The organism is Natronococcus roseus, assembly GCF_043677095.1.
GTDB classification, from domain to species: domain Archaea; phylum Halobacteriota; class Halobacteria; order Halobacteriales; family Natrialbaceae; genus Natronococcus; species Natronococcus roseus.
In genome coordinates this window covers 606,025-624,649 of the sequence record NZ_JBHLJR010000002.1, presented here as the reverse complement: position 1 = coordinate 624,649, position 18,625 = coordinate 606,025, and the positions used below count along the sequence as shown (strand labels likewise).

General features: G+C 67.1%; 22 protein-coding genes and 2 tRNA genes. 5 read left to right on the top strand and 19 right to left on the bottom strand.

Annotated elements, in window-relative coordinates; translation table 11 throughout:
• Positions 1-107: 107 nt before the first annotated feature.
• Complete coding sequence (locus ACFEMD_RS07705) at positions 108-518, top strand: response regulator (RefSeq protein WP_394740448.1); 411 nt, start codon at positions 108-110, stop codon at positions 516-518.
• Between the two features lie 162 nt (positions 519-680).
• Here ACFEMD_RS07705 and idsA3 read toward each other — a convergent pair whose 3' ends face one another.
• Together idsA3 and ACFEMD_RS07695 are read right to left on the bottom strand one after the other, a co-directional pair.
• Positions 681-1,781, bottom strand: a complete 1,101-nt coding sequence (gene idsA3 / locus ACFEMD_RS07700) for a geranylfarnesyl diphosphate synthase (RefSeq protein ID WP_394740447.1) — start codon at positions 1,779-1,781, stop codon at positions 681-683.
• A gap of 1 nt (position 1,782) precedes the next feature.
• A complete protein-coding gene (locus ACFEMD_RS07695; protein ID WP_394740446.1) occupies positions 1,783-3,135 on the bottom strand; it encodes an RNase J family beta-CASP ribonuclease in 1,353 nt (450 codons plus the stop codon).
• Between the two features lie 383 nt (positions 3,136-3,518).
• Between ACFEMD_RS07695 and ACFEMD_RS07690 the strand changes: the two genes are divergently transcribed.
• The gene (locus tag ACFEMD_RS07690; RefSeq protein ID WP_394740445.1) at positions 3,519-5,741 is read left to right on the top strand and encodes an amino acid permease; all 2,223 of its coding nucleotides are present in this window, start codon (positions 3,519-3,521) and stop codon (positions 5,739-5,741) included.
• A gap of 34 nt (positions 5,742-5,775) precedes the next feature.
• Here the strand turns inward: ACFEMD_RS07690 and ACFEMD_RS07685 are convergent, their stop codons facing one another.
• From ACFEMD_RS07685 to ACFEMD_RS07605, 17 genes are all read right to left on the bottom strand, one after another.
• Entirely contained in the window at positions 5,776-6,612 is an 837-nt protein-coding gene (locus ACFEMD_RS07685) for a helix-turn-helix transcriptional regulator (RefSeq protein WP_394740444.1), read from the bottom strand.
• 81 nt (positions 6,613-6,693) lie between these two features.
• Positions 6,694-7,446 carry an isopentenyl phosphate kinase gene (locus ACFEMD_RS07680; protein WP_394740443.1) on the bottom strand — a complete coding sequence of 251 codons (753 nt, stop codon included), beginning with the start codon at positions 7,444-7,446 and terminating at the stop codon, positions 6,694-6,696.
• Positions 7,443-8,429, bottom strand: coding sequence for a mevalonate kinase (gene mvk / locus ACFEMD_RS07675; RefSeq protein WP_394740442.1), 987 nt, complete (start codon positions 8,427-8,429; stop codon positions 7,443-7,445). Before mvk ends, ACFEMD_RS07680 begins: the two co-directional genes overlap by 4 nt.
• A 91-nt stretch (positions 8,430-8,520) precedes the next feature.
• Positions 8,521-8,649, bottom strand: coding sequence for a hypothetical protein (locus ACFEMD_RS07670; RefSeq protein ID WP_394740441.1), 129 nt, complete (start codon positions 8,647-8,649; stop codon positions 8,521-8,523).
• A gap of 82 nt (positions 8,650-8,731) precedes the next feature.
• Positions 8,732-9,514, bottom strand: a complete 783-nt coding sequence (rpsB, locus tag ACFEMD_RS07665; RefSeq protein WP_278293209.1) for a 30S ribosomal protein S2 — start codon at positions 9,512-9,514, stop codon at positions 8,732-8,734.
• Entirely contained in the window at positions 9,511-10,722 is a 1,212-nt protein-coding gene (gene eno / locus ACFEMD_RS07660) for a phosphopyruvate hydratase (protein ID WP_394740440.1), read from the bottom strand. The genes rpsB and eno overlap by 4 nt, the downstream gene beginning before the upstream one ends.
• On the bottom strand, positions 10,719-10,901 hold the full coding sequence (locus ACFEMD_RS07655) for a DNA-directed RNA polymerase subunit K (protein ID WP_005557944.1): 183 nt from the start codon (positions 10,899-10,901) through the stop codon (positions 10,719-10,721). The genes eno and ACFEMD_RS07655 overlap by 4 nt, the downstream gene beginning before the upstream one ends.
• Positions 10,902-10,903: 2 nt before the next feature.
• On the bottom strand, positions 10,904-11,098 hold the full coding sequence (locus ACFEMD_RS07650; RefSeq protein WP_005557945.1) for a DNA-directed RNA polymerase subunit N: 195 nt from the start codon (positions 11,096-11,098) through the stop codon (positions 10,904-10,906).
• Positions 11,099-11,110: 12 nt separating this feature from the next.
• Complete coding sequence (locus ACFEMD_RS07645) at positions 11,111-11,509, bottom strand: 30S ribosomal protein S9 (RefSeq protein WP_005557947.1); 399 nt, start codon at positions 11,507-11,509, stop codon at positions 11,111-11,113.
• Positions 11,503-11,943, bottom strand: a complete 441-nt coding sequence (locus tag ACFEMD_RS07640) for a 50S ribosomal protein L13 (RefSeq protein ID WP_394740438.1) — start codon at positions 11,941-11,943, stop codon at positions 11,503-11,505. Before ACFEMD_RS07640 ends, ACFEMD_RS07645 begins: the two co-directional genes overlap by 7 nt.
• Positions 11,940-12,293, bottom strand: coding sequence for a 50S ribosomal protein L18e (locus tag ACFEMD_RS07635; RefSeq protein ID WP_005557951.1), 354 nt, complete (start codon positions 12,291-12,293; stop codon positions 11,940-11,942). The genes ACFEMD_RS07640 and ACFEMD_RS07635 overlap by 4 nt, the downstream gene beginning before the upstream one ends.
• A gap of 183 nt (positions 12,294-12,476) precedes the next feature.
• Positions 12,477-12,561, bottom strand: a tRNA-Leu gene (locus tag ACFEMD_RS07630).
• A 132-nt stretch (positions 12,562-12,693) separates the two neighbouring features.
• Entirely contained in the window at positions 12,694-13,443 is a 750-nt protein-coding gene (locus ACFEMD_RS07625; protein ID WP_394740436.1) for a DNA-directed RNA polymerase subunit D, read from the bottom strand.
• A gap of 3 nt (positions 13,444-13,446) precedes the next feature.
• Complete coding sequence (locus ACFEMD_RS07620) at positions 13,447-13,836, bottom strand: 30S ribosomal protein S11 (RefSeq protein ID WP_005557955.1); 390 nt, start codon at positions 13,834-13,836, stop codon at positions 13,447-13,449.
• Position 13,837: 1 nt separating this feature from the next.
• A complete protein-coding gene (locus ACFEMD_RS07615) occupies positions 13,838-14,359 on the bottom strand; it encodes a 30S ribosomal protein S4 (protein WP_005557957.1) in 522 nt (173 codons plus the stop codon).
• Positions 14,359-14,874: a 30S ribosomal protein S13 gene (locus ACFEMD_RS07610; protein WP_005557961.1), complete on the bottom strand. Its 516-nt coding sequence runs from the start codon at positions 14,872-14,874 to the stop codon at positions 14,359-14,361. The genes ACFEMD_RS07615 and ACFEMD_RS07610 overlap by 1 nt, the downstream gene beginning before the upstream one ends.
• Positions 14,875-14,945: 71 nt before the next feature.
• A tRNA-Ser gene (locus ACFEMD_RS07605) sits at positions 14,946-15,028 on the bottom strand.
• A 180-nt stretch (positions 15,029-15,208) separates the two neighbouring features.
• Between ACFEMD_RS07605 and ACFEMD_RS07600 the strand changes: the two genes are divergently transcribed.
• Genes ACFEMD_RS07600 through ACFEMD_RS07590 form a run of 3 tightly spaced genes read left to right on the top strand, consistent with a single transcriptional unit; the run spans position 15,209 to position 18,611 of the window.
• A complete protein-coding gene (locus ACFEMD_RS07600) occupies positions 15,209-16,135 on the top strand; it encodes a DUF4129 domain-containing protein (RefSeq protein WP_394740435.1) in 927 nt (308 codons plus the stop codon).
• Entirely contained in the window at positions 16,132-18,078 is a 1,947-nt protein-coding gene (locus tag ACFEMD_RS07595; protein WP_394740434.1) for a DUF7269 family protein, read from the top strand. The genes ACFEMD_RS07600 and ACFEMD_RS07595 overlap by 4 nt, the downstream gene beginning before the upstream one ends.
• Positions 18,075-18,611, top strand: a complete 537-nt coding sequence (locus ACFEMD_RS07590; RefSeq protein WP_394740432.1) for a DUF7519 family protein — start codon at positions 18,075-18,077, stop codon at positions 18,609-18,611. The genes ACFEMD_RS07595 and ACFEMD_RS07590 overlap by 4 nt, the downstream gene beginning before the upstream one ends.
• The last annotated feature ends 14 nt before the right edge of the window (positions 18,612-18,625 follow it).

Below are 18,625 nucleotides of genomic sequence, written 5' to 3'. Positions count from 1 at the left end.
CGAGAGCGCTCTCGGTCTGACGGAACCCGCTGCCGCTCCGTCCGTCGGAACAGCCTCCGTTGCCGATCGGGAGTGACAATTATGTACCCGTGTCTGGTACCCCCGGTATGGGTGGTCCGAAGCATGTTGGAGAAATACTTTTAGCGGAGGATAATCCGGGTGACGTCCGCCTCACCAGGGAAATGTTCGAGAACGCGGATCTCCGGGGAAACTACCACGTCGTCACCGACGGCGTCGAGGCGATCGAGTTCCTCGAGCGACGCGGCGAGTACGAGTCCGCTCCCCGTCCCGACCTCGTCCTTCTCGACTGGCACTTTCCGAAGAAAAGCGGGGAGGAAGTGCTCCAAACCGTCAGGGCCGACGAGGAGCTCCGCGAGATCCCGGTCGTCGTGCTGACGGGGACGCAACCGGAGCTAGAGAAGCTGCAGTCGGAATCGCCACGGGCGGACGCGTACGTTCTGAAACCCCTCGAGCCCGAACAGTGTCGCAGCCTCGCCGAGGAGTTTTGCTCCGACTGAGCCGGTCTGCTGTCCCGATTTCCCGGAGCGAACGAAGAAGGGGTCATGGTTTCCGAGGCCGACACACCGGGTCCGAACGAGAACCGCGCTTCGGACGGAGCACCCACGCTCCCGGCGGTACTCGCGTCGTCGTCTCGAGAATCGGGGTCGAGAACGTTCCGATCAGTAGCCGCGTTCGATCAGGTAGTCCGCGATGTCACAGAGCAGCTCGCGGGCCTCGTTGTCCGGCAGCACCTCGAGTCGATCCTTCCCCTGCTCGACGAGTTCGCGGGCGCGGTCGTTCGCGTAGGTGATCGAGCCGACGCGCTCGAGTTCGGCGACGGCGTCGTCGATCTCGCTTTCGGTGACCCGTTCGACGTCCTCGGTGTCGACCAGGTCCTCGATTTCGACCCCCTGATCGCGGGCGTGGACGGTAATCAGCGTCTGTTTCTCCTCGACGAGGTCGCTCCCTCGCTGCTTGCCGAGTTCTTCGCTTGGCACGGTCAGATCGAGCACGTCGTCGTGGATCTGGAAGGCGCGCCCGATGTCGAGCCCGTAGCCGTACAGCGCGTCGATCGTCTCCTGGTCCGCTCCCTGCAAGATTGCCGGGAGACACGCCGACGCGGCGTAGAGGACGGCGGTCTTCTGTTCGACCATCTCGAGGTACTCCTCGGGCGTGACGTCGTCGCGTTGCTCGAAGTCGACGTCCAGGGACTGTCCCTCGCAGATCTTCGTACACGTCGTCGCGAGGATTTCAAGGGCGTCGACCGCTCTGTCTGACGCCGCCCCGGTCTCGAGCATGATCTCGAACGCCTTCGAGTAGAGCGTGTCGCCCGCGAGGATCGCCGTCTCGAGGTCGTACTCGCGGTGGACCGACGGGACCCCGCGACGGAGGTCGTCGTCGTCCATGATGTCGTCGTGGATCAGCGTAAACGACTGGATGACCTCGACGCTGACGGCGGCGGCCATCGCGTCGATCGTCTCCGGCGCCTGCGACTGGGCGTCCTCGCCGTCCGCGGCCGGTGGGTCCGCGCGTCCGTCGAGGGTGGGAAACTCCCGGTAGTCCGTCGAGAGCGGCTCGACGTCGGCGAGTGCTTCCGCGGTTGTCAGCAGGATCGTCGGGCGGAGCCGTTTGCCACCCGCGTCCAGCAGGTACCGTGAAGCCTCGTAGAGCCGTTCCGGCCGCTGGATCGGAAGCGCTTCGGGGATCGCCTCGTTGACCAGTTTGCGGCGCTGGTTGACGGCCTCGAGCACCGCTTCCTCGCGTGCCTCGGGAATCGTCATATCAGTCGACAAGCTGGATGAGGTTGCCGTTGCGGGTCACGTGCAGGTCGCGGCCCATCCTGTATCCCTCGCTCTCGCAGAGGTCGACGTAGCTGGAGAACCCTTTCAGGTCCTGGTGGGCGGGGATGATGTGCTGGGGCTGGAGCGCGTCGAGCATCTCGTAGTGGCCCTCCTGGCAGAGGTGACCCGAGACGTGGACGTCGTCGTAGACGCGGGCACCCTGCATGCCCAGCAGCTTCTCGGCCTGGTAGCGCTGGCCCTCGTTGGTCGGCTCCGGAATCACGCGAGCGGAGAAGACGACCTTGTCGCCGTCGTCCAGTTCGTATGGCGTCTCGCCGCGGGCCATCCGGGTGAGCATCGCGCGGGGCTCGCCCTGGTGGCCCGTTACGACCGGCAGAAAGTTCTCCTTGCCCTCGTTCATGATCCGCTTGAACGTGCGATCGACGGATTTGCGGTGGCCGAACATGCCGAGATCGTCCGGGAAGTCGACGAAGTCCAGTCGCTCGGCCGTGCCCGAGTACTTCTCCATCGAGCGACCCAGCAGCACGGGCTGGCGGCCGATGTCCTTCGCGAACTCGACGAGGCTCGTGACCCGGGAGATGTGACTCGAGAACGTCGTCGCGACGATCCCGCCGTCGTAGTCCTCCATGCTGTAGAGGACGTCTCGGAGGTGTTCGCGGGCGACGTTCTCGCTCGGGGTCCGCCCCTTCTTGTTCGCGTTCGTACAGTCTTCGATGTAACACAGCACGCCGTTGCCCTCGCGACCGATCTCGCGGAACCGCTCCATGTCGATCGGGTCACCGATGACGGGCGTGTGGTCCATGCGCTTGTCGAGCCCGTAGACGACCGCGCCCTCGGGGGTGTGGAGCACGGGGTTGATCGCGTCGATGATCGAGTGGGTGACGTTGACGAACTCGAGGTCGACCTGGCCGGAGTCGCCGATCGACATCGTCTCGCCGGCGTCCATCTTCACGAGGTCGTTCTCGACGCCGAACTTCTGTTCGCCCTCGATCTGCTGTTTGACGAGTTCGATCGTGAACGGCGTGGCGACGATCGGTGCGTCGTACCGGTGGGCCAGTTTGGAGATGGCGCCGATGTGATCCAGGTGGCCGTGGGTCGGGACGATCGCCTGGACGTCACCCTCGAGGTCGCTCATGATCCGATCGTCCGGAATCGCGCCCATGTCGATCAGATCCAGACTGTGCATCCGCTCGGTCTCGACGTTGTCGTGGATGAGAACCTGCGAGAGGTTCAGCCCCATGTCGAAGATGACGACGTCGTCGCCGGCGCGAACGGCAGTCATCTGCCGTCCGACTTCCTCGTAACCGCCAATCGTTGCAATTTCGATTTCCATAGTTGCTAGCACTGAAAGCCGCGTGTGGACTCTCACTGAAACGGTCCGCGGACTCCCGGTTGTGCGGCCCCGGCGTCTTACAGCGCGTCGGCCATCCCGCTATGCGCTCGCGGCGGTGTACTCCGCCAACCGGCCCACAGGAACGCTGTGGGCCGCAAGCGCACTTGCCCGCGGGTACGTTGCTTCTCCCTACACGCTCGGATGTTAAAAACACAGTGGGTTGGGTCCCGGCGAGCGCGCCGAGCCGTCGATCGGCTATCGAACCGCTCGATTATTTGCTTTTGGCCGAAAGTAGTTGACGAATGCGGATCGAGGTGTCGACGGCTTCGCAATCGGTTCCGAAACACCAACGTTTCTTAGCGCTCGCGGAAAACCATCGTCCGATGACGAAGGATCTCGAGCGCGACCTGGGGCTGTCTGCCGTAATCGCGATCAGCATGGGCGCGATGATCGGCAGCGGAATCTTCATCCTGCCCGGGATCGCGATGGCCGAAGCCGGCCCCGCCGTGATCCTCGCATTCGTGGTCGCGGCGATCCTGGTCGTTCCCGCCGCGCTCAGCATCGCCGAGCTGGGGACGGCGATGCCGGAAGCTGGCGGGGACTACGTCTTCATCGAGCGAGGGATGGGGCCGGCGATGGGGACAATCGCCGGGCTCGGGACCTGGCTCATGCTGATGTTGAAGGGGGCACTCGCGCTCGTCGGCGGCATGTTTTACCTCGAAGCCGTGATGGCGCTGCCGAGCGTCGAGGCGGTGGCGGTGACGTTCGCGGTCGTTCTCATCGCTATCAACCTGATCGGGGTCAAACAGACCGGCGGACTACAACTGATCATGGTCGTCGTCATGCTGGTGATCCTGTCGGTGTTCGTCGCCGGATCGATCATCCAGGTCGACGGCGCGAACTACGATCCGTTCTTCACCGAGGGGATGGGCGGCGTGTTCACCGCGACCGCGACCGTGCTCGTCTCCTACGCCGGCGTCACGAAGGTCGCGGCCGTCGCCGAGGAGATCGAGGACCCGGGCCGGAACCTTCCGCTTGGACTCCTCGTCTCGCTGGTCGCGACCTCGATCCTCTACGCCCTGTTAGTGTTCGTCCTCGTCGGCGTCATCGAGGGCGAAGCGCTGGCCGGGGAGGAGGCGCCGATGGCCGAGGCGGTCGACCTGCTGTTTGGCGAACTGTTCCTGTACGCGATCGTTCTGGCCGCACTGCTAGCCCTGGTCAGTACCGCCAACGCGGGTATCCTGACGGCCTCGCGGTATCCGCTCGCGTTGAGTCGCGACGATCTCTTTCTGGACGTCTTCGAGTATATCCACCCGCGATTCGCGACTCCGGCGGTCGCGATCCTCTCCACCGGCGGGATCATGATTCTCGCGATCCTCACGCTCGACGTCGAACAGATCGCCAAATCCGCCGGCGCCTTCCAGATCCTCGTCTACATCCTGGTCTGTGGTGCTCTCATCGCCTTTCGCGAACGCGATCTGGAATGGTACGACCCCGAGTTCTCCACGCCCGGCTACCCGTGGGTCCAGCTGTTCGGCATCGCTTCGGGCGTGTTCATCATCTCCCGGATGGAGCTGCTCCCGATCGTCGGCTCGGTCGGGATCGTCATTGGCGGGTTCGTCTGGTACAAACTGTACGCCCAGGAACGTGTCGAGCGCGAGGGAATCGCGAAAGGCCTCGCGCGCCGCGAAGCGGGACGACAGTTCGTCCGCGACACGGAAGCCCAGCTCGAGCGATCCGACCAGTACGAAGTCCTCATCCCGATCCGACGGGACGTCACCCGCGAGCAGGAGGACGCCCTGATCCAGATGGCTGCACCGATCGTTCGCCGCCGTGGCGGGCGGATCCGGGTCGTCCGGTTCGACGAGGTACCCGACCAGGTTCCCCTCGACACCGCGGCCGACGAGCTCACCACCGAGGACGTCGAGTTCGAGACCCGGACCGACCACCTAGTGCGGTACCTCGAGGTGCCCGTCGAGGTCGGCGAGATCGTCAGCCACGACAGCCGCCACGCGGTCGTCAACTTCGCGGAACGGACCGGGGCGGACCTCGTGTTGGCTCGCCAGCGGCCGACGAGCCGGCTCGAGACCCTGTTCGGCCGGGACGCCGACTGGATCATGGAACACGCCCCCTGCGACGTCGTCTTCGTCCAGCACGAACAGCGCGGTGAGATCGATGAGATCGCGGTCGTCACCGATCGCAGCCCCTTCAACGACCCGCTCAAAGTCGAGCTCGCGGACGCGATGGCCGACACGGTGGGGGCGTCGGTCAGGTTCCTCTTTGCGGTCTCCGAGGACGCACCGGAGGAACTGCTCGAGACGGTTGAGGAATACCACGACGACCTCGACGATCTCTGTACCGTCCCCGTCGACTCGACGATCGTTCGCACCGACGACGAGGTCGAGGGACTCTCCGAAGCGCTCGCATCGGCCGATCTGGTGATGCTGAGTACCGTCACCCACCGTCGGCTGCCGGACCTGTTCGTCGAACGACGGTCGGATCGACTCGCCGCGGCGATCGAACAGCCCGTACTGCTGGTCCACTCGAAGAAGACGCGCCGGGGGTCGTTCCTGCGACCGATTCTGAATCGGGTGCTGTTCGACTGATAGCTGCAGTTTCGCCTGCCGCCGGAGCCCCGTTTCAGGCTTCGATCTCTACATCCTCGACCCGTTCGGGCTCGAGCGGGCGGGCCTCACTTCTGTAGGTCGCGTAGACCGCGTCGGCCCACTTGCGGGCCTCGGGGAGGTCCGTATCGACGAGTACCGTCACGCCGCCGCTGTTGGGGTCGTAGCCGCTGACGGCGACCCGGTCGTCGAGGCGGCTGATCCCATAGGACGGCAGCTCGTCGTGAACCAGCGCGGTCAGGTTCCCGGTCTCGAGGAGCCTGGCACACCGGTCGGGATACGTCGACAGCATGTACGCGGCGACGTCGGGCGAGTCGATCAGCTCCGCGTCCATCCCGTCGAGGACGCGTCGACCGAACACGTCCGTACAGGGATCGTAGAGCCCGACGTCGAACCCGACGAACCGGAACCGGTCGGTCTCGCGAAGCAGCGACCGGAACCGGTTTACCGGCCGATACAGCGTGTCGTGTTCGGCAACGGTCACAGTCGTCCGTCCCGATTGTTCGAGGGCGAGCTCGAGGATCGCGTCCGGGAGCTCGGTCCAGACGCCCCGCAGCGTTCGCTCGGTCTCGATCAGGGCGAGCAGCGTCTCCATCCCGCTGGCGACAGCCGTCCCAAGCGCGGTCGCCCCGTACCGGTGTCCGTCGCGACGAACCCAGCCGCGGTCCTCGAGGGTTCGGAGCGTCCGTCGGATCGTCGACGGCGACGCCCCGGTCAGCTCGCGGAGTTCGCTGCGGGTCCGCGGACGAGCCGCCATCGCGGCCAGCGCCGGAACGCGGTGTTCCGACCGAGCGAGGTAGGCAACGTCGTCGATCGCCTCTCGCGGCGCCGCTGGTGTGCTACCAATAAACATAGTGGGCGTACAGCCCCGCTCTCGATAATCGTTTCCTCACCGCGGAGCGACCGTTCGGCGCCGACGAACGTCACCGACGCGCTATTCGATCGTCGTCCCCGCCCCCTCGCCCTCGAGGAACCCCTCGAGCTCCTCGAGCCCGAAGATCGACGCGTCAGCCTCGAGTGCGAGCAGCGCCTGGACCTTCGCGGCCATCCCGCCGGTGACGTCAGTCGCCTCGCTCTCGCCGAGGACGTCGGCGACGGTCCCGTAGGATTCGATGCGGTCGATGACCGCATCGTCGTCGTCGAGTACGCCCGGAACCGTCGAGCAGAGGCCGATCCGGTCGGCCTCGAGGGCTCGCGCGAGCTCGGCGACGAGTTCGTCGCCGCTGACGATCGTCGCCCCCTCGCCCGCGTGAGCGATCACGTCGCCGTGGAGGACGGGGACGAACCCCTCCTCGAGCAGCGTCCGGACCTGTCCCGTCGGCAGGTGGAGGTCGCCGTCGGCGTCGCGGTGGCCCGCCGAGAAGGGGTGGACGGGAACCGCGGGGACGTCGCGCTCGAGCAGCCGCGACCGTACGAACGCGTTCAGCGTCGTCATCGCGCCGTGGATGTCCTGCACCGCAACCGGATCGCGTGTTCCGACGGTCGTGCTGACGCCGTGTTCGCTCGCGTTGTGGTGGCCGAAGCTCCCGCCGCCGTGGACGACGACGAGCCCCTCGGCGAGCGACTCCGATGGGCTCTCGAGCGCGGCGGCGACGGCGTCCGCGGCTCGGTCGAGGGCTTCGCCGTCGAGCGTTTCGGCGCGTTCCTTGTCGGTGACGACGCTGCCGCCGAGTTTCAGGACGATCATTCGAGTCGCTCCACCCCCGTCTCGGCGAGTTCGGCACGGAAGGTCTCCTCGCAATCGGGCGTGTACGAGAGGGCGGTTTCGGTCTCGTCGGTCGGATCGAGCGCGACGATACAGCCGCCGCCGCCGGCGCCGGTCAGCTTCGCGCCGTAGGCGCCGGCGTCTCTCGCCCCCCAGACCATCGAGTCCAGCGAGCGCGAGGACACCCCCAGCGCCGACAGCAGTCCGTGGTTGAAGTTCATCAGGCGACCGAGTTCCTCGAGGTCGCCCGCCTCGAGGGCGTCCTCGCCGTTGCGAACGACGTCGCCGATCGCCGCGACGGTGTCCTCGGCGAAGGGGTACTCCTCGCGGAGCTTCCGCACTCCCGCGACGAGCTGGCCCGTATCGCCCGCCCCGCCGTCGAACCCGATCACCAGCGGGAGGTCGGGCGCCTCGATCGAGCCGCAGTCATCGCCCTCGACGCGGACCGCACCGCCCGTCGCCGAGCAGAAGGTGTCCGCGCGGGAGGCCTGGCCGTCCTGAACCTCGTACTCGGTCCGAAAGGCGCGCTCGGCGATCTCGGTTGGCTCGAGCTCGACTCCCAGTTCGCGGGTTGCAGCGTCGATAGCCGCGACGACCACTGCTGCGGAGGAGCCCAGCCCCGCACCCAGCGGGATGTCGCTCTCGATGGTGACGTCGAAGCCGACCTCTTCCTCGCCGGTGACCTCGCGAACCTGTTCGATCGCGCCGTCGACGTAGCCCATCGCTGCCGTCACCAGCGACTCGGGGACGTCGACGTCTGGCTGTTCGTCCGCGCTGCCGCCGTACTCGACCGTAAAGCCGTCCAGACTGAGATCCTCCGCGTGGACGCGGAGCTTGCCGTCGTCCCGTCGTCGGACGCCGACGCGCGCCCGTCGTTCGATCGCACACGGCACTGCGGGCTCGCCGTAGACGACCGCGTGCTCCCCGAAGAGATAGACCTTGCCGGGGGCGCTCGAGCGTGTCATACCCGGCCGTTCGAACGACGGCGGTTAATAGTTGACTGTGTCCGGGTGCGGCGCTCGTCGGGCCGGATTTTTCCACTCACGTCGGTCGACCCTACAGAACGGCGAACGAAACCAGCCGGTAGACGAGCCCGACCGCGAAAAGCACCATCAGGCCGATCGTCGACAGCAACACCGGCAGCGGCATTTTCTTCTCTTCGAACTCGAAGACGTGCTGGAGCATACAGTTCGTTTCACAGGGAAGAACCCTAACGCTATCGCTCCGAAGCGACGATTGACGATCGTGAGAAAATCGAATCCGTCGGCTACACCATGCTCTCGAAGTCCTCGAGCGCGTAGGACGGCTCGGCGCCGCGGCGGTCGAGAACCTCGTTGGCGAGCAGCCAGTAGACCACGGAGAGGGCCTTGCGACCCTTGTTGTTGGTCGGGACGACCAGGTCGACGTTGCTGACCTGGTTGTTCGAGTCACACATCGCGATGACCGGGATACCCACGGTGATCGCCTCCTTGACGGCCTGGGCGTCGCCGATCGGGTCGGTGACGACCACGACGTCGGGTTCGATGTAGCCGTCGTACTTCGGATTCGTGAGTGTGCCGGGGATGAAGCGGCCGGTACGGGCGCGAGCGCCGACGGCCTCGGCGAACTTCTCGGCCGGGAACCGACCGTACTGGCGGCTCGAGGTGACCAGGATCTGCTCGGGGTCGTAGTTCGAGAGGAAGTCCGCGGCCGTGCGGATGCGGCCGTCGGTCTTCGAGACGTCGAGCACGTAGAGGCCGTCGGTCCGGACGCGGTGGATGAACCGCTCCATGTCCTTGGTCTTCTGCTGGGTCCCGATGTGGACGCCGGCGCCGAGGTAGTCCTCGACGGGGATCAGCAGGTCGGCCTCCTCGTCGCTCATGACGTCGTCGTCGAGCGAGGGTCCTGCGTCTTCTTCGGCCTCGGCCTCCTCGGCCTCGGCGGGCTGTTCGTCAGCAGGCTCGACGTCCTCGTCGGGATCGGCGGCGGGGCCGGGCCCTTCGGCCGGCTCCTCGTCGATCTCTTCGTCGGCGGCGTCGAGCCCTTCCTGGGTTGCGTTTTCGTCTGTCATGTCGCGTCGTCTGCGATTCTGATGAGCTCGTTGAGCTTGGCGGTTCGCTCGCCGCCGACGGCGCCCGTCTTGATAAAGGGCGCGTCGGTTGCGACGGCGAGGTGTGCGATCGTCGCGTCCTCGGTCTCGCCCGAGCGGTGGGAGACGACCGAGTCGTAGCCGTGCTCGGTCGCGAGTTCGATCGCGTCGAAGGCGTCGGTCAGCGTCCCGATCTGGTTCGGCTTGATCAGGATGCTGTTTGCCGCGTCGCGATCGATTCCTTCCCGCAGTCGGTCGGTGTTCGTGACGAACAGGTCGTCGCCACAGACCAGCGTCTGATCGCCGACCTCGTCGGTGAGGTCGGCGAAGGCGTCGTAGTCGTTCTCATCGAGGGGATCCTCGACGTAGACCAGGTCGTACTCGCGGACCAGATCGGCGATGTACTCGATCTGCTCGTCGGTGTCGCGGCTGACGCCCGCCGACTCGTACTCGTAGGTTTCGGCGTCAGCGTCGTACATCTCCGCGGCCGCGACGTCGAGTCCGAAGCCGATCGTGAAGCCGACCTCGTCTTCGACCCGTGAGACGGCCTCCTCGACGATCTCGAACGCTTCCTCGTCGTCGATCGACGGCGCCCACGCGCCCTCGTCGCCCTTGCCCGAGGGGTAGTCTCGCTCCTCGAGGATGTCGGCGACCTCGCCGTGGACGGCGGCGTTGGCGAAGACGGCGTCCTCGACGCTCGGCGCGCCGACGGGTGCGGCGAGGAACTCCTGGATGTCGGTCGCGTCGGCGGCGTGTTCGCCCCCGCCCACGACGTTGCCAAGCGGCGTCGGGAAGTTCTCGCCCCGGAAGGTGCCGCCGAGATGCTGGAACAGCGGCGCGCCCAGCACGTCGGCGCCGGCCTTCGCGGCGGCCATCGAGATCGCGACCGCGCTGTTAGCGCCGATCTTCGAGAAGTCGTCGGTGCCGTCGGCGGCCCGCAGTGCGGTGTCGATCTCGCGTTGGTTGCCCGCGTAGGTCTCGTTGACGAGTCGCGGTACGGCGTGCTCGCGGGCCGCGGCGATCGCCTCGCCGGCCGGCAGTTCGATTGCCTCGAACTCGCCGGTACTCGCCCCGCTCGGTGCCGCGGCGCGGCCGAAGCCGCCGCTCTCGGTGACGACGTCGGCCTCGACCGTGGCGTTGCCACGCGAGTCGAGGATCCGGCGGAGCCGGACGTCGGTGACGAGCGTCATCGCTTCGGCCCCCGGTTGACGGTAAAGGGGAGCACGTCGGCGTCGTACTCCTCGGCGGCGATCAGGATCGGCTCGCTCCGATCCGTCTCGATCAGCACCGGCGCACCGTAGGAGATCTGCAGCGCTCGCGCGCCCAGAATGCGTGCCTTCTCGTATCGGTTGTGGCGTTCCTGTTGCATTGTTACTGGTATGGTGAGACCACGTCGACGAGGTCGGTGTGGCTGACGAGCATCCGCCGACAGCAGTAGCGGTCGACGCCGAGATCGTCGAGCACCTCCTGGGGGTCCTCGTCGCCCTGGTTGGCTCGCTCGTCGAACTCCTCCCAGTGTTCGCCGACGACGTTTCCACAGGTGAAACACCGGACCGGTACCATCATATGTGAATCACCTCAGCGGTAGGACTTCTGGTAGCGAGCCCGAGCGCCCGGGCCGCCCCACTTCTTCGGTTCGGACTGGCGAACGTCGTTGACCAGCAGCGAGCGGTCGAACTCCATGTAGGCGTCGCGGAGCTCGGCGTCGTTGGTGTGCTGGACGATCCCGCGGGCGATGGCGGTGCGGACGGCGTCGGCCTGTCCGCTGATGCCGCCACCCTCGACGTGGATCTCGATGTCCATCTCGTCGCGGAGTTCGTCGCCGGCGATGCGGAACGGCTCGAGCATCTTGAGTCGCGACATCTCCGGTTCGACCAGTTCGACCGGTTTCGAGTTGATACGGACGCGGCCCTCGCCTTCGCGAACGGTCGCGCGGGCGACGGCGGTCTTCTTCTTTCCACTCGTGTTCGTTACCATGTGACGTTAGCACCTAACTGTTCGCTGACCTCGTGCAGGTGCACGAAGCGGATGTTCGAGAGTCGATCGAGCGACGTGTCCTCGAGGACCTCTGCCTCGTCGTCCTCGTAGGGGCTGCCGACGTAGACCCGAACGTTGTCGAGCGCCTCCCGGCCGCGGGGCTTCTTGTACGGCAGCATGCCGCGAACGGAGCGCTTGAGGATCGTGTCGGGTCGCTTCGGGTAGTACGGACCGCTGTCGGAGCCAAGCTCCAGACGCTTGCGGTAGGTTCCGAAGACGTCCTCGGCGTCGCCGGTGATAACGGCGTCCTCTGCGTTGACGATCGCGACGCGCTCCCCGTCGAGGGCGCGCTGTGCGACCTGGCTTGCGACGCGGCCGAGAATACAGTCTCGAGCGTCGACGACGACGTCTGCTTCGAACTCTGCCATGCTCATCGAATCACCCGGACGTTGGCTCCCTCGGGGTTGTTCTCGAGCACCTGCTCGAGCGGGACGGTGTCGCCGACCTGTTCGATCTTCGTCTCTGCGGAGGACGAAAAGTCGACGGCGGCGACGGTGACGTTTTTCTGTAGTGCGCCGGATCCCAGCACCTTGCCGGGAACGACGACGGTCTCTTCCTCGCGTGCGTATCGCTCGATACGGCCCAGATTGACCTCGGCGTGAGTACGCCGGGGCTTCTCGAGTCGATCCGCAACGTCTTGCCAGACGTCGGCGTCCCGTTCCCGGGACGTCGACTTCAGCTCGGCGATGAGATCGTTGAGCCTCGGATTGGTTTTGCTACTCATTGGTTTCCTCCAAATACTGCGGGCACGCGACGAGACGGGAAACTGTCTCGTCGGTGCAGTTGGTCGCTGAGAAGTGGATGCAGGGAGCAGGATTCGAACCGTCGGGAGACGCTGTCGCGACTCCCGTGGCTCAAATCCGTGCGTTTCATTTTTGCGGCTCTTCCGTTCGGTCGAGCCGAAAAATGCAGGGAGCAGGATTTGAACCTGCGGACTCCTACGAGACAGCGCCCTGAACGCTGCGCCGTTGGCCTGACTTGGCTATCCCTGCTCGCACTTCCGTCTACCCGTCGCCCCTTCAAACCCCTTTCGATTCGAGCTGCCGACGTCTCGCCAGTCTCGCTGGAGACGGCACTGGCGAGGGACGCATCGGCGACGTGGGTTCGGGGGCGTCGGATCATATCTATAGCTGTACTGCCTCTTCGAGTTCGGTCGCGCGCGCCTCGATCGAGTCGGCGGCTCGCGTGACCAGTTCCTCGACGGTAAAGGAGCCGTCCGTCTCCACGTGGAAGACGAAGGCGTTCGGCACGTCCTCCAGGCTGACCTCCTTGCCGGGGTGTCGGGTCGAGAGGTCGTGGTCGAACTCGCTTGTCGGCACGAGCTCGCCGTTCTCCTCGACGACCCCTCGGACGATCTGGGGTTCCGGTTCCTGGAACTCCGGCAGGTCGTCGACGACCTCCACGCGCTGGAGGTGTCGGTAGCCGACCGCGACCCCGCCCTGGTGTTTCGCGTGGTTCTTCCCGCGCTCGAGTCGGGCCTCGGCCTCGGCCTCGAGGCGCTGGCCCTCTTTGAGCTCGATAATCGGAACGTTCTCGTCGGCAGCTTCGACGAGCGAGTCGCTCGAGACGAGATCGCCCGAGTAGGCGGTGGCCGGTCCTTCGACGTCGATCGAGAGCGTCACGGTGTCGTCCTCGACGAACTCGCCTTCCGGCGGGGTCGTCAGCGGAACGAGCCCGAGTCGCAGGGCGAGCTGTTCGTCGAACATCACCGACGAGTTCTCGACGAACCGGACGGTGTCGATCGCCATCGTCGGGACGTCGGCGACCATCGCGCGACGGATCCCGTTGGCGAACGCGGGGGTGATCCCGCGGACGAGGAATCGACCCTCTCGATCCCCTCGTTCGACGAACTCGACGTCGTACTCCTCACTCATGGGTTAGTAGCCGCCCTTGCCTTTGGGTGCGCGCGATCCGTCGTGCGGGATCGGCGTGACGTCCTCGATGCGCCCGATCTCGATGCCCGAGCGGGCCAGCGCGCGGATCGTCGCCTGCGCGCCGGGACCGGGGGATTTCTGGAGGTTACCGCCGGGACCGCGCACGCGAACGTGCAGTCCCGTGATGCCGGCGGCCTTGACCTCCTCGGCGATCGACTCGGCCATCTGCATCGCCGCGTACGGCGAGGCCTCGTCGCGGTTTTGCTTGACCGCGGTCCCGCCGGAGGACTTGGCGATCGTCTCCGACCCGGTGAGGTCGGTGACGGTCATGATCGTGTTGTTGAACGATGCGTGCACGTGGGCTACGCCCCACTTCTCGTCGTCCTGGCTCATGTTATTGCTCCTCCGCGCGTTCCGGGTGCAGGTCGTCCGACAGCGGGCTGTTCTCCTCGAAGCCGACGAGGTCCTCTTCGTCGATGTCGACGACGTAAGAGGGGACCCGGTGGCGCTGGCCGTCGACCACGATGTGGCCGTGGACGATGAACTGACGGGCCTGCTGGGTCGTGTTCGCGAACCCCTTCCGATAGACGACCGTCTGGAGACGGCGCTCGAGGACGTCCTCGATCTCGAGGGAGAGAACGTCGCCGAGTTCGTCGGCCTCGTTGAGGATGCCGACGCGCTTGAGCCGTCCGAGGAACTCCTCGGAGCGGCGCATGACGGTCTCGTCGTCCTGTGCCTGACCGAGCAGGTCACGAGCCTCGCGTCGGTAGGAACGAAGCTCGGACTGCGCTCGCCAGAGCTCCTCCTTATTCGAGAGCCCGTAGCGCTCGACCAGCGAGTGTTCGTCGGCGATACGCTCGCCCTGGTAGGGATGATTCGGCGTCTCGTACTGCTTAGTGTCGGTTCCGAGCGGCATTATTCGTCATCCTCCTCGGCGGCTTCCTCTTCCTGTTCCTCGCGGATCTCCTCGACGTTGACGCCGATGGTGCCCTCCGTACGACCGGTGGACTTCGTTCGCTGGCCGCGGACCTTCTGGCCGCGCTTGTGGCGAACGCCCCTGTAGGAGTCGATCATCTTCATCCGGTTGATGTCGTGCTGTCGGGTCAACTGGAGATCGTTGCCGATCTCGTGGGTTGTTTCGCCGGTGTAGAAGTCGTTCTGGCGGTTGTTGAGCCAGTCCGGGACTTCGTCGGCGTAGTTCTCTACGACTGTCACGACCTCGTCGATGACGTCTTCGTCGAGTCGGCCGAACGTCGCCGTTCGGTCGACGCCCGCTTTCTCGGCGATGAGTCGGGCGGTCCGACGACCGATCCCGTTCATCTCCGAGAGCGAGCGTTCGACGGACTTCGTCCCGTCGAGGTCGGTTTGACCGATGCGGACGAAGTACTGAAGATCTTCGTCCTCTTGCTCTTGAGGTTCTTCCTCGCTCATGTGTGGTGAATCTGTGTCTGGTGTGCGCGCGTTTCAGAGCCGACCGACTGGACGTCGATCGGGTAAGCCGACGTCGTGGCGGGGATTTGAACCCCGGAGGCTTGACGCCACATGGTTAGCAACCATGCGCCTTGGGCCGCTTGGCTACCACGACACGGTGTGTTGTATCGTCGCCCGTACGGACTCGGGGACGGCGTCCCCTGCACGTATTGCACTCACACCTATCGCCGATGGGTACTTAAGCGCAACGAATCCCCTCGACTGCGGGCGCCAGACGTTGGCAAAACGGAAGGACCGGCGCTTATTACCGACGCCTTCGTACCGCCGTCAACGCGTGTCACGAAGAACCGTCCTCGTTCGCCTCGTCGCCGCGGCCGCCGCGATCGTCGCGATCGGGCTGGCCGCGGCGACCGTTCGCTCACCGCTCGAGACCGGCGGCTCCGGTGGGACGGGAACTGGCGAGGGAGACGGAACGGGAACCGGACAGCCGCCCGAATCAGCCCCGCAAACCGGCGGCGAGATCCCGCCGTTTCTCGAGTACCTCCTCTACGCCGTCGTCGCGCTGCTGGCGATCGTCCTGGTCTGGTACCTGCTGGCCCACCGCCGGGACGCCGTTCGACTGCTCGCGATCGCCCTCGTCGTCGCGCTCGTTGCCCTCGGGCTGGCGTACGCGCTGGCGGCCCTGGGTACGGTCCCGCTCGACGGCGAGGAGCCGGCCGGCGACGAACCCGAGGAGCCGGGCATCGGCGAGGAGGGGGGTGAGCCCGGGGAGGGTGACGGCGAGCGATCGGTGCCAACGGGGCCGTTGCTCGGCGTCCTCGCCGTCCTTGCCGCCGTCTTCGTCGGCGGACTCCTGCTGACTCGGAACGCGACCGAACCGACGTCTCCGCCCTCGGAAGCGACACCCGAAGACGAGGGACGAGCGCCGACCGAGGCCGAGGCCGCCGCCGTCGGCTCCGCCGCGGGTCGCGCGGCCGATCGGATCGACGAGGGGACTGCCGCCGACAACGAGGTGTACCGCGCCTGGCGGGAGATGACCGCCCCCCTCGAGGTCGAGCGCCCCGACTCGAGTACCCCCCGGGAGTTCGCCGACGCCGCGATCGAAGCCGGACTCGAGCGCGACCACGTCGAGGAACTCACCCGGTTGTTCGAGGACGTCAGGTACGGCGACAGCGAGACGACGGCGGCGATGGAGCGACGGGCCGTGTCGGTCCTCCGGAAGATCGAGTCCGAGTACGCCGACGGAGGCGACGGGACGTGAACCGCCGAACCGTCGCGCTGGCGCTCGGCCTGGCGGCGTTCGCCGCCGCGCTCGCCGTCCTCGCCGGGGTCCTCGAGTTCGGGCTCGCACAGCCGGTGATCGTCGTCGTTGGCCTCGCTGCCGTCGGAATCGCCCTCCGGGCGCTGTTCGCCCGCGAACCGCCCCGGAACGTCGGCACGCCCGACCCCGAGCGCCCGACTGACGTTCCCGTCCCGGGCGAAACCCTCCGGGAGTCGCTCGGGGCCTTCCGGTCGGTCGAGACGAGCTATGCGGTGACGAGCCGCAGAACCGTCGAGGGGCTTCGAGCCGCGGCGATCGCGGTCTGCTCGCGGTTCGGCGGGGACGGCGAGGAGCAGGCCCGAGAGCGCGTCGAGTCCGGGGAGTGGACCGACGACGCCGTCGCCGCCGCCTTCCTCTCGCCCTCGCTCGAGCGACCGTCGGGGTCGATTCGGGACAGAATCGCCGCCGTTGCCGGTCGCGGATCGCGGTTCGACGACGGCGTTCGACGCGCGGTCGCCGCCATCGCGAGGGTCGGCGACGGCGAGAGCGACGGCTCGCTTCCCCGGTACGATCCCGGCGAGGGACGACCCGTTCGCGATCGGGGAACACGGACCGCCACGGACCCGATCGACGGCACCCGACGGCGCCGCGAGCGCGCGACGAACTACTGGCACGGAATCGGCGTCGTCGCGTTGCTGGCCGTCGGCGTCGGCGTCGTCGCCGAGGCCCCCGCGGTCGTCCTGGCCGGCGTCGTCGGCGTCGGCTACGCCGGCTTCTCCCGGGCGTTCGAACCGCCCGAACTCGAGCTCTCGATCGATCGCGAACTGAGCGACGACGAGCCCGCGCCCGGCGACGAGATCGACGTGACGGTGACGATCACCAACGAGCGCGACGGGTTCGTCCCCGACCTCCGGATCGTCGACGGCGTCCCCGCGGGGATGGCCGTCGTCGAGGGCTCGAGTCGGCTCGGAACCGCGCTCCGGCCCGGCGAGTCGGTTCGCCTCGAGTACGCGGTCGCGGTCGGCCGCGGACGCCACGAGTTCGACCCCGTGCTCGCGGTCGTCGGCGACCTCTCGCGGTCGACCGAACGCGAGTACCTGGTCGGCGCGGAGACGACGGTCGTCTGCGAGCCCGAGCTGCGGCCGGTCGCGGCCCCGGTTCCGCTGCGTCCCGCCGGAGCCACCGTCTCGGGTCGACTTCGAACCGAAGAGGCGGGCGCCGGGACGACCTTTCACTCGGTGCGACAGTATCGAAGGGGCGACCCCCTCGCTCGGGTCGACTGGAACCGCCGGGCCAGGACCGGCAAGCTGGCGACGCTGCAGTTCCACGAGGAGCGCTCGGCCCGCGTCGTCGTCCTGATCGACGCCCGGCGGGACGCCTACCTGGCGCCCGACTCCGAAACCACCCACGCCGTCGACCGGTCGATCGCCGCGGCGGGTCGGATCGCCGCCTCGCTGCTGGCCGACGGCGATACCGTCGGCCTGGCCGGACTGGGGGCACTCCCGCAGGAGGCCGACGCGGAGCCCTGCTGGCTCGCACCGGCCGCCGGACGTCACCATGAGGCTCGGTTCGCGGAGCTGCTCGCGACCCACCCGCAGTTTTCGACGATCCCGCCGACGAACGAGGGACGGTGGCTCTGGCAGCTACGCGGGCTCAGGCGACGACTCGCGACCGGGACGCAGGTCGTCTTCCTGACGCCGCTTTGCGACGACGTCTCGGCCGACGTCGCCCGCCGACTCGATTCGCGAGGGTATCCGGTCACGATCGTCAGCCCGGATCCGACCGCCGACGGCACCGCCGGCGAACGACTGGCCCGCGTCGCCAGGGAGGTTCGTGGATTCGACCTCCGACGGGCCGGGATACCGGTGGTCGACTGGCCCGCCGACGAGTCGATCGATACCGTCTTCGCCCGGCGAGCCGCGAGCGCGGGTGATCGCCGGTGAGCGAGATAACCCGCCGACCGGCCGTTCGCTCGAGCGTCGCCGCCGGCGCCGTCGTCCTCGTCGCCGTCCTCGCCGCGGGGAGCCAGTCGGCGAGCGCCCTCGGGTTCGGCGCGGTCGGCGGGCTCGTCTTCGCCGTCGGGCTGGTGACCGGCCGTCACCGCGCCGTCGACGTCGGCGCGCTCGCGCTCTTCCTCGGGGTGGTCGCCGGCGGGCTCGAGGCGACCGCGGTCGAGGCGACGATCGTCGCCACGGTCGCAACCGTCGTCGCCTGGGACCTCGCCCACGGGGCGATCGCGCTCGGCGACCAGCTCGGCCACGAGGCCGAGACGCGCCGGCTCGAGGCGATCCGAGCGGTTTCGAGCCTTCTCGTGGGGCTGCTGTCGGGGACGGCGGGCTATGCGGTGTACGTCTTCGGAGGAAGCGGCCAACCGGTCGCGGCCGTCGTCCTGTTGCTCGTCGCGGCGGTGCTCATCGTCGTCGGGTTCGGCGGCGGACGGGCGGGGTCGAGCCGTCGTCGGCGAACTCGCCACTGAGCGGCGGAGCCGCG

Bases quoted from the DNA above. Each gene is read 5' to 3' on its own strand.
- ACFEMD_RS07705 (WP_394740448.1), top strand. From the start codon at position 108: ATGGGTGGTCCGAAGCATGTTGGAGAAATACTTTTAGCGGAGGATAAT.
- idsA3 (WP_394740447.1), bottom strand. From the start codon at position 1,781: ATGACGATTCCCGAGGCACGCGAGGAAGCGGTGCTCGAGGCCGTCAAC.
- ACFEMD_RS07695 (WP_394740446.1), bottom strand. From the start codon at position 3,135: ATGGAAATCGAAATTGCAACGATTGGCGGTTACGAGGAAGTCGGACGG.
- ACFEMD_RS07690 (WP_394740445.1), top strand. From the start codon at position 3,519: ATGACGAAGGATCTCGAGCGCGACCTGGGGCTGTCTGCCGTAATCGCG.
- ACFEMD_RS07685 (WP_394740444.1), bottom strand. From the start codon at position 6,612: ATGTTTATTGGTAGCACACCAGCGGCGCCGCGAGAGGCGATCGACGAC.
- ACFEMD_RS07680 (WP_394740443.1), bottom strand. From the start codon at position 7,446: ATGATCGTCCTGAAACTCGGCGGCAGCGTCGTCACCGACAAGGAACGC.
- mvk (WP_394740442.1), bottom strand. From the start codon at position 8,429: ATGACACGCTCGAGCGCCCCCGGCAAGGTCTATCTCTTCGGGGAGCAC.
- ACFEMD_RS07670 (WP_394740441.1), bottom strand. From the start codon at position 8,649: ATGCTCCAGCACGTCTTCGAGTTCGAAGAGAAGAAAATGCCGCTGCCG.
- rpsB (WP_278293209.1), bottom strand. From the start codon at position 9,514: ATGACAGACGAAAACGCAACCCAGGAAGGGCTCGACGCCGCCGACGAA.
- eno (WP_394740440.1), bottom strand. From the start codon at position 10,722: ATGACGCTCGTCACCGACGTCCGGCTCCGCCGGATCCTCGACTCGCGT.
- ACFEMD_RS07655 (WP_005557944.1), bottom strand. From the start codon at position 10,901: ATGCAACAGGAACGCCACAACCGATACGAGAAGGCACGCATTCTGGGC.
- ACFEMD_RS07650 (WP_005557945.1), bottom strand. From the start codon at position 11,098: ATGATGGTACCGGTCCGGTGTTTCACCTGTGGAAACGTCGTCGGCGAA.
- ACFEMD_RS07645 (WP_005557947.1), bottom strand. From the start codon at position 11,509: ATGGTAACGAACACGAGTGGAAAGAAGAAGACCGCCGTCGCCCGCGCG.
- ACFEMD_RS07640 (WP_394740438.1), bottom strand. From the start codon at position 11,943: ATGAGCATGGCAGAGTTCGAAGCAGACGTCGTCGTCGACGCTCGAGAC.
- ACFEMD_RS07635 (WP_005557951.1), bottom strand. From the start codon at position 12,293: ATGAGTAGCAAAACCAATCCGAGGCTCAACGATCTCATCGCCGAGCTG.
- ACFEMD_RS07625 (WP_394740436.1), bottom strand. From the start codon at position 13,443: ATGAGTGAGGAGTACGACGTCGAGTTCGTCGAACGAGGGGATCGAGAG.
- ACFEMD_RS07620 (WP_005557955.1), bottom strand. From the start codon at position 13,836: ATGAGCCAGGACGACGAGAAGTGGGGCGTAGCCCACGTGCACGCATCG.
- ACFEMD_RS07615 (WP_005557957.1), bottom strand. From the start codon at position 14,359: ATGCCGCTCGGAACCGACACTAAGCAGTACGAGACGCCGAATCATCCC.
- ACFEMD_RS07610 (WP_005557961.1), bottom strand. From the start codon at position 14,874: ATGAGCGAGGAAGAACCTCAAGAGCAAGAGGACGAAGATCTTCAGTAC.